The sequence below is a fragment of the Streptomyces melanogenes genome (assembly GCF_014649795.1).
Taxonomy (GTDB): Bacteria; Actinomycetota; Actinomycetes; order Streptomycetales; family Streptomycetaceae; genus Streptomyces; species Streptomyces noboritoensis.
The window spans coordinates 1-11,537 of sequence record NZ_BMTS01000058.1; the positions used below are offsets into that span (position 1 = coordinate 1).

Annotated in this window: 13 protein-coding genes and 5 pseudogenes; 9 read left to right on the forward strand and 9 right to left on the reverse strand. The window is 69.2% G+C overall.

The annotated features are described in order from the left end of the window. Positions 1 to 255 (forward strand): annotated as a pseudogene (locus tag IE252_RS44220) (5-methyltetrahydropteroyltriglutamate--homocysteine methyltransferase); the annotation flags it as partial. Positions 256 to 265: 10 nt separating this feature from the next. Then, positions 266 to 427 carry a hypothetical protein gene (locus IE252_RS42240; RefSeq protein ID WP_229849159.1) on the forward strand — a complete coding sequence of 54 codons (162 nt, stop codon included), beginning with the start codon at positions 266 to 268 and terminating at the stop codon, positions 425 to 427. Positions 428 to 588: 161 nt separating this feature from the next. On the opposite strand, the pseudogene IE252_RS42245 reads toward IE252_RS42240, so the two are convergent. The 4 genes and pseudogenes from IE252_RS42245 to IE252_RS42260 all read right to left on the reverse strand — a co-directional run. Then, a pseudogene (locus IE252_RS42245) lies at positions 589 to 819 on the reverse strand (peptidylprolyl isomerase); the annotation flags it as partial. A gap of 34 nt (positions 820 to 853) precedes the next feature. Next, a protein-coding gene (locus tag IE252_RS42250; protein WP_190094836.1) for an IS3 family transposase occupies positions 854 to 2,064 on the reverse strand; the annotation gives its coding sequence in 2 pieces (ribosomal slippage) (positions 854 to 1,773 and positions 1,773 to 2,064; 1,212 coding nt in all). A gap of 71 nt (positions 2,065 to 2,135) precedes the next feature. Further along, positions 2,136 to 2,396: pseudogene (locus tag IE252_RS42255) on the reverse strand (peptidylprolyl isomerase); the annotation flags it as partial. Between the two features lie 374 nt (positions 2,397 to 2,770). Further along, entirely contained in the window at positions 2,771 to 3,343 is a 573-nt protein-coding gene (locus tag IE252_RS42260) for a zinc-binding dehydrogenase (protein WP_190094837.1), read from the reverse strand. Positions 3,344 to 4,086: 743 nt separating this feature from the next. On the opposite strand from IE252_RS42260, the gene IE252_RS42265 reads away from it, so the two are divergent. From IE252_RS42265 to IE252_RS43815, 4 genes are all read left to right on the forward strand, one after another. Then, the gene (locus tag IE252_RS42265) at positions 4,087 to 4,524 is read left to right on the forward strand and encodes a hypothetical protein (protein ID WP_190094838.1); all 438 of its coding nucleotides are present in this window, start codon (positions 4,087 to 4,089) and stop codon (positions 4,522 to 4,524) included. A 172-nt stretch (positions 4,525 to 4,696) separates the two neighbouring features. Next, on the forward strand, positions 4,697 to 5,293 hold the full coding sequence (locus IE252_RS42270; protein WP_190094839.1) for a nuclear transport factor 2 family protein: 597 nt from the start codon (positions 4,697 to 4,699) through the stop codon (positions 5,291 to 5,293). 583 nt (positions 5,294 to 5,876) lie between these two features. Continuing rightward, complete coding sequence (locus tag IE252_RS42275) at positions 5,877 to 6,422, forward strand: hypothetical protein (protein ID WP_190094840.1); 546 nt, start codon at positions 5,877 to 5,879, stop codon at positions 6,420 to 6,422. A 65-nt stretch (positions 6,423 to 6,487) separates the two neighbouring features. Continuing rightward, complete coding sequence (locus IE252_RS43815) at positions 6,488 to 7,240, forward strand: hypothetical protein (protein WP_229849160.1); 753 nt, start codon at positions 6,488 to 6,490, stop codon at positions 7,238 to 7,240. 362 nt (positions 7,241 to 7,602) lie between these two features. Here the strand turns inward: IE252_RS43815 and IE252_RS44485 are convergent. From IE252_RS44485 to IE252_RS42295, 4 genes and pseudogenes are all read right to left on the reverse strand, one after another. Beyond that, positions 7,603 to 7,755, reverse strand: a pseudogene (locus tag IE252_RS44485) (IS3-like element ISGmo1 family transposase); the annotation flags it as partial. After that, the gene (locus IE252_RS42285; protein WP_190094841.1) at positions 7,683 to 8,225 is read right to left on the reverse strand and encodes an IS3 family transposase; all 543 of its coding nucleotides are present in this window, start codon (positions 8,223 to 8,225) and stop codon (positions 7,683 to 7,685) included. The gene IE252_RS42285 and the pseudogene IE252_RS44485, both read right to left, overlap by 73 nt. Continuing rightward, positions 8,222 to 8,521: a transposase gene (locus IE252_RS44490; RefSeq protein ID WP_190094842.1), complete on the reverse strand. Its 300-nt coding sequence runs from the start codon at positions 8,519 to 8,521 to the stop codon at positions 8,222 to 8,224. The genes IE252_RS42285 and IE252_RS44490 overlap by 4 nt, the downstream gene beginning before the upstream one ends. Before the next feature lie 227 nt (positions 8,522 to 8,748). Then, entirely contained in the window at positions 8,749 to 9,429 is a 681-nt protein-coding gene (locus IE252_RS42295) for a hypothetical protein (RefSeq protein ID WP_190094843.1), read from the reverse strand. A gap of 301 nt (positions 9,430 to 9,730) precedes the next feature. On the opposite strand from IE252_RS42295, the gene IE252_RS42300 reads away from it, so the two are divergent. The 3 genes from IE252_RS42300 to IE252_RS42305 all read left to right on the forward strand — a co-directional run bounded on the left by IE252_RS42300 (position 9,731) and on the right by IE252_RS42305 (position 10,915). Continuing rightward, positions 9,731 to 9,976 (forward strand): hypothetical protein, encoded by a 246-nt coding sequence (locus IE252_RS42300; protein ID WP_190094844.1) that lies wholly within the window; start codon positions 9,731 to 9,733, stop codon positions 9,974 to 9,976. A gap of 214 nt (positions 9,977 to 10,190) precedes the next feature. Then, positions 10,191 to 10,580 (forward strand): ImuA'/RecA-like NTPase, encoded by a 390-nt coding sequence (locus IE252_RS44610; protein ID WP_506417307.1) that lies wholly within the window; start codon positions 10,191 to 10,193, stop codon positions 10,578 to 10,580. Next, positions 10,577 to 10,915, forward strand: coding sequence for a hypothetical protein (locus tag IE252_RS42305; protein WP_229849161.1), 339 nt, complete (start codon positions 10,577 to 10,579; stop codon positions 10,913 to 10,915). The genes IE252_RS44610 and IE252_RS42305 overlap by 4 nt, the downstream gene beginning before the upstream one ends. A gap of 240 nt (positions 10,916 to 11,155) precedes the next feature. On the opposite strand, the pseudogene IE252_RS43820 reads toward IE252_RS42305, so the two are convergent. After that, positions 11,156 to 11,537, reverse strand: a pseudogene (locus IE252_RS43820) (hypothetical protein); the annotation flags it as partial.

The window sequence follows — 11,537 nt, forward strand, 5'->3', positions numbered from 1 at the left end:
GCGATGGTGCGCGACCACGTGAAACCCAACCAGCGCGTCTTCATCGGAGTGACCGATCCCATCAACCCCGAAGTGGAGACACCGGAAGAGGTACGGGACCGGGTTCTGGAAGCCGCGCAATACATCCCGGTGAATCAGCTCGGTACCTGCGACGACTGCGGGTTCGCCCCCTTCGCCGACGACCAGTCGACTCCCCGGGACACCGCATTCGCCAAGATCAGGGCGCGGGTCGCGGGAACCCGCATGGCCGCGGACCGACACCGCCATGTCCGTGGTGATCGACGACCTGGTGGGGTGCACCGCTGTGGCCGTGAACCTTCAGCAGTTGCGCGCAGCCCGGCTCGAGGGCGCGATGTGTGCCGGAACAGCACCCACGCAGACGATGACACGCGTGGACCAGGCGCTGCGCGCGGTGCTCGACCTGTAGAGGGGCTGGCGGGCGCCACAGGGCATGGTCTCGCCGGACGGCACGACGGTGAGGAGCTACGGGCTGTGCCGGTTTCGACCCGTCCCCAGCTGCTCGCGGCAAGCCCGATCCGGTCCTGTTTTGAGCGTCCAGGAGCGGTGCCGCTCATGTGAACCGAGCCCTCAGGCGAGGGTGCCGCTCTCCTTGATGACGACGCCGGAGCTCAGGTCCCCGCTGGGCGAGCCGAGGGCCTCGATCTGCTGGACGAGTTCTTTGCCCTCGACGACCTCGCCGAACACGACGTGCTTGCCGTCCAGCCAGGGGGTGACGACGGTCGTCACGAAGAACTGGGAGCCGTTGGTGTGCGGGCCGCGGTTGGCCATCGACAGCAGGAAGGGTCGGTCGTGCTTGAGTCGAAGGGGCCTTGACCCTGGATTTTGAACACGTCTATGCGGCTTGGGTCAGGGTAGTTGGTGCTGGGTGGACGTCGTTCTCGTAGGCGATCGGAGACCGCTGACCGAGGCGGGAATGCCGGCGCTGGGTGTTGTATCGGGTCAGCCAGCGGAAGGCGTCGAGCCTGGCCTCGCGCTCGCTCGACCAGCCTTTGCGGCCCTTGAGCGTCTCTCTCTTGAAGGCGGCGTTGAAACTTTCCGCAGCGGCGTTGTCCGCGCTGGACCCGATCGCGCCCATGCTCTGCCGGACCCCTGCTGACCTGCAGATTTCAGCGAACGCCCGACTCGTATATTGCGATCCGTGGTCGGTGTGCATGATCGCTCCGGCCAGATTCCCGCAGGTCCGTTCGGCAGCCGTCAGGGCGTCGATGACGAGCTCGGTGCGCGTGTGACCGGCGATCGCCCACCCGGCCAGACGGCGTGAGGCGAGGTCGATGACGGTCGCGAGATAGAGCGGCTTCGCGCCGCTGACCGGGAGGTATGTGATGTCGCCGACGTACTTCGTGTTCACCGCGGCCGCAGTGAAGTCACGGCCGATCAAATCCGGTGCCTTCGCCGCGGCCTGGTCCGCGAGGGTGGTGCGGTGCCGGCGGCGCAGACGCACTCCCTCGAGCCCGATGGTCCGCATGATCCTGGCGACGCGCTTGTGGTTGACCACCACGCCGCCCTCGTCGCGGAGCTCGGCGGTGATCCTGGGGGCCCCGTAAGTACCGTCGGAGTCCTGGTGGACCTTGCGTATCCGAGCCGCGAGGTCGGCCTCGACGGTCTGCCGGGCCGCCCGGGCGGCCGCGGTGCGGCGCCAGTAGTAGAAGCTGGAGCGGGACAGGCCGAGGATGCCGCAGAGCCGCTTCACGCCGTGACGGCGCTGGTGATCTTCAACGAACTGGCAGCGGTTCACCAGCGCGTCTTCGTCGCGAAATACCGGGCCGCCTTGCGAAGGATGTCGCGTTCTTCCTCGAGCTCACGGATCCTTTTGCGGGCCGCGGCGAGCTCCGCCTGAACATCGTCGACGCCGGTCCGGGCAGCCGCCGGCGGCGCGGAGTGGGCGCCGGGCCGGCGTCCGTCGGCAGCCCGGAGCCAGTTCCGCAGCGTCTCGGTGTTCACTCCGAGACCGGCGGCGACGGACTTGATCGTCGCTCCTGGCCTCGAGCGGTACAACGCGACCGCGTCCGCCTTGAACTCGGCGGGATAGTGCTTCATCCCCACGGGGACTCCGTTCTCCTGGACCATCAAGATCCAAGTCTCTCCGGTGTCCAAAATCCGGGGTCAGGGCCCAAGTTCTCGTCGGCGAAGGTGTCGCCGAAGATCCTCTTGCCGCCCATGCCGTTGCCATGGGTGAAGTCGCCGCCCTGCATGAATTGGGGGGTGACACGGTGGAAGGCGGAGCCCGCGTAGCCGAATCCGTGCCGGCCGGTGGCGAGCTGGCGGAAGTTGCGCGAGGTCTCGGGGACGACGTCGTCGAAGAGCCGGAAGACGATGCGGCCAGCGTCCTTGCCGTCCACGGCGATGTCGAAATACACGTTCTGTATGCGCCCCATCCTGACACCCGACGCTCCGTCACCCCGCGGTTTTTCCTGCGAATCACCCGATCGTTGAAGGAGCTCCCTGGAAGTTTGGGCCGTATGGTCGTGGATGAACCACAGGGGGGATGCACCGGATGACCGCGTACTGGACACCGAGGAGAGCCGTCCGTGTCCCCGTCCTCGACGGGGACACGGACCCCGCTTGGGCGATACCTCAACACGTAATCCGTTGAACGGGACATCGGCAGTCCGGGCTGGGGAGGGTTTTTCGAAGGGGGAGGGGTTGGCCTATGCCGCCTAGGAAGCCTCTGCCGTCCGGCCCGCCGTGACGGCGATCTTCCCCCGGACGTGGCCTGCGGCCGAGGCGCTGCGGGCCTGGTCGACGTCGGTCAGGGTGTATATGGCGGTTCGGGGGATGTGGAGCTGGTCGGCGACGACCAGGCGTGCGAGCTCGGCCGTGTCGTCGTCCGTGGCGTCGTAGTTGAAGTTGACGGCCTTGATGCCGCGGGCGGCCAGGGCGTCGGTGTCGGGGCGAAGACAGTAGTGGCCAGTCGGCCTCCCTCGCGCAGCAGCGGGACGATGCGGTCGGCGAGCGTCTCGCGGGAGCTGACGAGATCGAGCACGGCATTGATGCCGTCGGGGTGGGCGGCGCGGACGGCCTGGGAGGTGTCCTGAGTCCGGTGGTCGACGGTTTCTGCGGCGCCCAGGAAGCGGGCGTAGTCGTGGTCGTCACCGGAGGCAACGGCGATGATGTGGGCGCCGCGCGCGGCGGCCAGTTGCACGGCGTAGGAGTCGACCCCACCGGTCGCACCGACCACCAGGAGCCTTTCCCCGGGAGCCGGATCCAGCCAACGGGCCAGGGTCAGGGCGGTGCCGCCGGTCATCGCCAGCACTGCCGCCGGGACCGGATGCAGGGAAGGTGGCCGCACCGTCAGAGCAGCGGAGTCCCGTGAGGCGATCATGTACCGGGCGAAGGAGTCCGATGGTTGCTGGGCGATGGTGGCGGGCCGGCGTATCCCGAAAACCGCGTCCCCGTCTGGAAGGCGGCGTTCTCGCCGACAGTGGTGCCGGTGCCCGCGACGTCGAAGCCGAGGGCGAACGGGAACGGGCAGGGGAGCCGCGGCGGGCCAGCGCGCCGGCGGCGGCCTTCCAGCCGATCGGATTGACCCCGGCCGCCTCGACCCGGAGCAACACCTCTCCCGGCCTGGGCTCGGGTACGGGCAGTTCACGGAGCGCGGGAGGACGGTCGAAGGAGTCGACGACGAAAGCCTGCATGACCACGAGAGCCTCTTCTGCTCGGGCGCGCAGGCGGGTTCCTGCGCGGACAGCTGTCTTCTGGCGGCCATTACCTACGGGTATAGGTGTATATATTCATCTAAAGCTGCTAAAAAGGATAAAAGGAGTATCTAGGGGAGTGGAGGGACGCTCTGCGGTCATCGCCGGGTCCGGACAACGCGGATCGACTGGCACTTCTGCCCCCTCCCATGGCATGGGAGACTTCCGCAGTGATCACCGGGCCGGGGCGGCCCGGCCACGGAGGGGAACCGTGCGGGGGAACAGCGATCGCGGAGCGGTGGAACCCCCGGTCGCGCGGAACGGACCGTTGAGGCGCCTGTACGTCACGGCCTCTGGGCTCGTCGCCGCACTGGTCCTGGCAGGTTGCGGTACGGGAGGTGACCTCGGTCGGCAACCGACCCGGAACACCGTGCCCGCCACGACGTTTCACTGGCCGCCCGTGCACACCCCGCCGCCTGGCGGCGAGAAACGGACCAGGGATGCCGTATGCGTCCAGTTCTCGGCACTGCTGGCCGAATCCGGAGTGCAGCAGGTGAACGAGCCGCTGCCCGAGCAGCTGAAGCCGTGTGGTGTGCTGCTCCTCGGCCAGTACGCGGCACAGGCCGGCTGCGCTATCCCGGGCAAGGTCTTCGCGGCTCTGGTCCGGCGAGGCTGGCAGGAGGAGAGCGAACAGGCCCGAGCCGGGGGAATGCGCTGGTACTTCAAGGGAAGCTGGACCTTGACGGCTGGCGTCGAGTCGGTCGTTCGCCTCGGCGAGGGGGAACCGAGTAGCGACGTGAAGTCCTTCACCCTGTCGGTGGAGTATCCGTGCGGGTCGCCCTCACCCTCACCCTCACCTTCACGCTGAACACCGTCGAAGGGCAGCAGAGGGTCAGCTCGGCGATGCCCGAAGCCACCCCGTGAGGGGCCCCGGCGGAACGGGCGCCGACACCCGCCCGCCTCCCGTGCCGTGCGGCAGCACGCCGAGACGTCGAGAATGGCGCTGTGACCGCGAAGCTGGACAACGCGAAGGGCCCCTATTGGAGGGCATCCGGGACGGTGATGTCCATGCGGCGCTGGAGAAGTACGTCGGGGAGCGCTATGTCCAGCACTCCACCGGCGTGCTCGACGGCAGGTCGGGGTTCAGTGCGTTCTTCGAGTCGTTCCTGGAGCGCAATCCTGACCAGGACATCCGGGTGGTGCGTGTGTGCCATCGAGGACGGCCAGACCGACGGCCCGGTCAGGCGACGGACCTGGAACATACCGAGGCGAACGAACAGACGGTGGCGGACTTCATCGCCACGGTGCTGCGGGACGGCCGGTTCGACCGGATCGAGCAGTTCGTCAGCTCCAGAAGCTGCATCCAGCACGATCCTGAGATTCCCGATGGCGCCGAAGGCCTGGTCGCGTACGCCTCCGCTCCAGCCGCCGGGAGCAGACGACTGGAGTACCGCAAGGTCCACCATCTCGTCGGCCAAGGCGACTCCGTAGCCACCCTCAGCGAGACCGTCCGGGACGGAGTGTCCTCGGCGGTCTTCGACATCTTCCGGCTGGGGGACGGGCTGATCGTCGAACACGGGAACGTCACCGAGCTGATCCCCGAGCCGGAGCAGGTGGCCAACGGCGGCAAGTTCTGAATCCCCGGCGACATACAACACGCCGAGACCCGGAAGCCTCCGCCCCACGGGCGGCTGCGCGCGACAACAGTCGTCCAGCCGAACGGGCTCCGGTCCCGTCGCCTTCCCCAGGCCGACTCTCCGGGCTGCTCGCGCGAGCCCAGGACGTACGACCGGCCGCATCGTGTCACGTCACACACTCTGATCCGACCATCGGCGCGTCGTACCGCAGGCGACGGCTTGAACGGACATGCTGGCGGACGCGCGGGGCGGTCACGGTGGCACAGCCGCCCCGCGCAGCGTGCCCGACGGCTGATCCGCAGACGTCGCGGCCGGGCAGGCCCGTTCGCCCTGTTGCACCGACGGCCCCTGCGATGAGCGCTGAGGCCAGGCCGTGGGCGCGCCTGTCGGGGCGCCCGAATCAGTCGCCTCCTTCACAGCGAAGGGTCCTGCCAGCAGCCATGACGAGTCTGCGGCAGGGCCCTTTCCTCCCAGGCGCCGTCCAGCGCGGCCCGCTCAACGAGGAGACCGGCGGATCGGTTCTGCGCCTTGTGTGTGCGCGTCGGTTCCGATGACGGTGCCCGGTGTGGTGCACGGTGGCCAGGTGAGTGAGAGCACGGACCTGGCAGCCATTGTGGCGGCGGTGCAGCGGGACATGGTGGTGACGGGCCTGGCGGCCCGCAGCCGAGGCAGACTGACCCATGAGGCAGCCCTCGCACGGCTGGAGAGGGGCGGCGACCCGTACAGACAGTTCCTGTCCGACGGGCACGCGGCGGCCGTCCAGGCACTGGAAGCCGCCCGCCAGCACGGCATCGACGCGGTAGACAAGCAACTGGTGCACCGTTTCGCGGAGCGAGGTATCACCGTGAGTGTCCCCGACGTCGCCCAGGCGCTCGACCTGGTGCGGCGTCAGGCCCTGGTCCCGCAGGACGACGTGGTCTCCGAGGTCGCCTACTGGGTCCCCGACAGCTACTGGACGCAGCGGTACAACGAAGCGGTGGCTTCGGGCCCGCGTGACAAGTACGCCGAGACCATCGAGCAGGTCTGCTACCGGCGTTCCGCGATGAAGGAGTGGTCTGCCCCGGGCGGGGGGCTGGACGAGTGGATTCCCGGACTCCACAGCGGCTCCGGACGGCTGAGCGCGAGGTAACGAGCACAGAGCCAGAGAGGCCATGGTAGAGACGGTCGCTGGTGGGGTTGGAGGAGATCGGCAGCATGCCCGAGTCGCACCAGGCGGTCCCGTCGAACACCACGGTCGGGGCGGCCCACGACGGCGTGGTGGTCACAGCGGGTTCCACGTCGTGCGGGCCGTCCGAGGCATCCGTATCCCGCAGGCAGGCCCGGTCGCCCATGCCCCGGACGGACGCACCGTGCGACACCAACGCCGGAACCGGCTCGTTGCCCCCGGGCGTGACCGACCTCTACGAGCGTGCCGCCGTCGTTCTGGGGCAGGACGACGTCGGTATCTGCTGGCCTTACGGCCTGGAGCCCCCGCCACTCAGCCTGATCTCCCTGGACCCCGGTGCCTACGAGCGGCGCGCGGCTCACGCGCGGGTCCGCCAGGAGGTGCTGGTGGCCTGGGCGGAGCGCCACGGTTTGCGGCAGAGCCGTGCCGACTGCTGCCCGCTGTGGCTGGGGCGTGCCAGGAGCAAGCGGTGCGCACTGTTCGCCCCCGACTGCCGGTGCACCCGCTACGGGGTCTCCCACCCCGACAGCGGCTGGTTGGAGCACACCGTGGCGTGGCTGCGCGACGACCGCCCCACCGTCCTCACTGCCGCCCCCTGCGGGATCGACGAGCGCTACCGGCGACGCCTGGCGTACTGGGAGCAGGTCGATCCGAGGCTGCGCACGGCCACCGGCACGGGCTGGTACGGATCCGGCACCACGCAGATCGTCCTGTGGCGCAGGGACCGCATCGCCCACGTCGAGCCCGCCCGACTCCAGGAGGAGCCAGATACGGCTCCGTGATGAGCGGGGACCTGGCCCCTCGGAGCGAAGACCTGCCGCCCTTTGGGGTGTGCCTCGATACTGAAGTTTCCCCGTGAGGTTGGACGCGTGTTCGTTATGCCGCGAGGGCGTGATGGTGCCGCTGTCTGGTCTCGGCTGGGTGAGGTAGCCGAAGACCTTGTGCTTGCGCAGACGGCGGCGGTTGTGGGACGTCTCGATGAAGGCGAAGACCTCAACACGGGCGGTGGCCCCGTCGGGCCAGACGCGGGTGCCGATCTCCTCCTTGAGCAGGGCCCAGAAACTCGCGCAGCGGCGTTATCGAAGCAGGATCCGGTGCGTCCGCAGCTCTGCCGCAGCCCCAACTCACGTATCTCACGCCGGAATTCAGTGGATGTGTACTCGCTGCCGCGATCTGAGTGTGCGATGCATCCAGGTTGTAGAGAGCCCCGGCCGTGGGCCATGTTCAGTGCGTCGACGACCAGGGGGGCTCGGTGGTGGTCGGCCGTGGCGTAGCCGACGACCTCGCGGGGAGCCAGGTCCAGCCAGCAGGCCAGGTAGAGCCAGCCCTCGGCGGTGGGCAGGAAGGTGAGATGTCCCCGACCAGCTTCGTGCCGGGCGTCTGGGCACGGAAGTCGCGGCCGATCAGGTCGGGCGCCGGCCTCGCCTTCTTGTCCGGCCGGGTCAGCGACCGGCGTCTGCGGCGGTGGGCGCCCTGGATGCCGTGTTCGCGCATCAGACGGGCGACCCGTTTGCGGTTCACGCGCCGTCCCAGACGCCGCAGTTCGGCGTGGACGCGCCGAACCCCGTAGGTGCCCCGGGAGGCGACGTGGATGACGGTGATCTCGTGGGCCAGGGCCTCGTCGGCCGCCTTGTGGACAGTCCGGGCCTTCGCCGTGGCGAGCCAGGCGTAGAAGAAGGAGGAGCTGGCCACCTTCAGCAGCCGGCACGGGAAAGCGACGCCATAGGTGGTCTTCTCCGCCTCGATGAACGCGTACATCTCGTTCATCGATCGCTCTCTTTCGCGAAGAAGGACGCGGGTTTTTCGCAGGACCTCGATCTCTTTGGCCTGCTCGGCAGCGAGCTTGCGCATCCGCTTGAGCTCCTCCTGCTCCGCTGAGGTGAGCTCGCCGGGGTGGCCCTCACCTCGGCCGCCCTGGCCTGCTTGTACCAGCCGTGCAGCGACTCCGGACTGATGCCGAGGTCCCGGGCGACCTCGGTCACCGTGCGGGTCGTGGAGTCGACGAGCGCGATCGCGTCCCGTTTGAACTCCTCGGTGTACCGCTTCGTGTACTTACTTCCCACCTGGCACTGCTTCCCCTGGGCTCACACGTCCCAGTCTCCAGGTGTCCACGATCAAGGGGAAGCTCCAGTCGGCACGGACGCGGTCAAGGCTGACGCCGTGCAGGGTGAGCTGGCGTTTGAGGAAGTAGGTGGCCGGATGCCTGGAGATCTTCGATCAGGGGGACAACGCCCTCGTCGGCGTACTGGCGCTGGCTGAGGGGCTGTGCCGCCTGGCCGCAGCGGCAACGTCAGGTCTGCTGGGGGCTGGGCGGGGTGTGCACGGCGAGGGTCATCCGGTAAAGGGGGTAAGAGGTGGCCCATTGGTCGGGGCCGCCGGCGGGGCAGTCCTGGTAGGCGCGGAGGTCGGCGGTGCCGTCGAGGACGGTGTTGCTGCCGGAGGTGCCGGTGAGGGTGGTGTCATAGGGGGCGTTGGAGTCGACTGTGACGTTCGCCTGCCACTGAAAGGCCGTGGGCTGGCCCGGCCAGGTGTACTGGCTGGTGCTGGTGCACTTCAGCTCGTTGCCGCCGGAGTCGACGGGGATGCTCCCCGGCCCGCCGGGGTACGGTCCGTACATCTGGCAGGTCCACGGGCCCGGTCCGGCGCCGATGGTGGTCACGGTCGTGTCCGCGAACGTCGTGTGTGGGGGCGCGTTCACGTCGAGGGTCCACTGGGCGGCGGTGGTGGGCAGGCCGGAGACGTTCGTCAGGCCGAACTTCACCGGGCCTGTCATACCCGGCGCGATGACAGGGACGGGGCTCTCGGGGTTGTTGGCCCCGTAGTAGAAGTTCAGGTCGCCTGCCCTGGCCGGGCCGGCGCTCAGCGTCGCCGCGGCACCCGTCAGCAGGACCGCGGCGCACCACCGCCCGGCCCGGCGTCCCGCTGCGTGCATCGCCGCCGGCGCGGGCGACCCCTGGGTCTGCGTACTCATCTGCGTCCTCGTTTCACGGGGTGGTGGTGGGCGGCGGCGGTGATCGCTACCCTGATCGCGACATTACGGGCGTATGCCCTGAGTGCATGCCCGCTGGGCCAACCGGACGCACGCCACGCCAGGGTCCACCACCACGCTCATAACCGCTCATCTCCCCACCGGGCAGCCCGAACACCCAGTCTGTGAAGGCTTGCTCGCCGAGGTGCGCCGGACCACCGGCTGCCACACCGCCACCCGCTTGGTGTGACTGTGCCCGGCCGGCGAACGAATCCGCTCCCGGCGACACCGCGGACTACGACCTGTGGCTGGCCCCCAGCTCGCCGACTGCCTCTGGGGCGACGCGCCCGCCCCCGCCCCCGAGCCGTCCCGCGGCCCGAGGAAGTCGGTCGGCGCCGATGTGGAGGCGTCGGTGAAGTACGGCCGGACCCAGTTGTCGACCGCATGGGCCGCTGATGGTCGGCGGCCCATGCGGTCCTTGCTGGTGGCCGCCGGAGGGGCGGTGGCGTTCTCGCGGGCAGGGGCGGGGACGGGCGGGCATCCGGTGTGACCGGTGGTGAAGTCGGCTCGGGTACCTCCTTGCGGCGCTTTCGGGCATGGCTGGCTGATTCTTCCGTTCTAATGTTCGAGAATTGGTGTGTGCAGTGCCGGTGGCGAGTGAGCGAGCGGATGGCGATGCCGGTAGACCGGCCGCCACACCGCTGAGCTCGTTGTTCCCTTGCGGACGCATCCGGCCTGGCGCCGCGGTCAGCGCCAGCGGGGACATGCCGTTGCTCCTCGCGTTGGCCGCTGAGGCCAGCGCGGGGTCGGCCGGCTGGGCCGCCGCCGGGCTGCCGCAGCTGGGTGCGGGCCTGTGGGTGGACGAGCCGGGCCGCCACTGGCCCCAGGTCCTGGCCACTGTGGTGGAGGCGGTCCCGGTGGTCATGGTCGGCGCGCTGGGGCCGGTGCCGGACCGGATCGGGCGCCGGCTGTCCGCGCTGCTGAGGCGCAGCGCATCCTCTGCTGGCCACCGAGGCCTGGACCGGTGCCGAGCTGCGCCTGGCGATCACTGCCGCGACCTGGGAAGGGCCTCGGCCGCATGGCCGACACCGGTACCAGCACGACGCCGTTCTGCCCCGGAAAATCCCACTGGCCAAAGGAGCTACTCCCGTTGAACACCACCGCGCCGCAGTGGCCCGTCCCCAGCGCGCTGCCCGTTCACGGCCGGGTGGTGTGCGCGAGGGCGATGCGTGACATGCGCCTGATCTGGCGCGCCCGCGGCATCCTGGCCGAACTCGCCTTCGGCTACGTTCCCGGCCAGGCACCCACGGTCAGCGAACTCCCCTCCCTCACCCGCCAAGAGCGTCTGGCTGCCGAGGGCCGCGACGCCTTCCGCAAGGCGGTCGGCGAGCTGGGCGGCTTCGGCTACCTCCGGCCCGACGCCACCACGGCCACCGGGGTGGGCGAGCGCCTGGTCGTGGACCGTGCCCCGCCGCTGAGGCCCGCCTGATTTCCCAGAGGTACGGTCCCAGCCCGCTCATGGATGAGAGCTGACCAGCTGACCAGAGAGGCGGCACCAGTGAGCGAGGCGCGCTCTCAAGGCCTCGCTGCAGCCGTCGGCCGGGACGGCCGGGGGGTACTTCGCACCGCAACGGACAGCCGGGGGCATATCACCTTGGGGCGTCGTGGAAGAGGGCGCTGCGGCTTTCTCCCACGACGCCCCGACCATGGCTGGGGGCTCCTCTCGCTCTCACACGGGCGGGGTGATCTCCAGGAGGACGGTGGAGTAGACACTGCGGACCGTGCCGAGTCCGAGCGTGCACGTCAGGATGTCGGTGGCGGGTCCGACGTGTTGTTCCGCGACGGTTTGGCCTGCGAACAGGCCGCTGGTGACGGTGCCGGTCAGGGTGACGGTGAGGACCGTGCCGACGACGTTGACCACCCTGTTGGCCGTGATGGTGGACTGCTGGCCGGTGTTCCAGGTGATGGGGTAGGTGACGGTTCGTTCCCCAGTGCCGTCCGCAGCAGTGAGCCTTTTCCAACCTGACGATGCTGGCCGCGTGTTGGACGGATCTGCGGAACGACGAAGCTCCTGGCAGACGGGTTCTCGACCAAGATCGCCCGCAGCCACC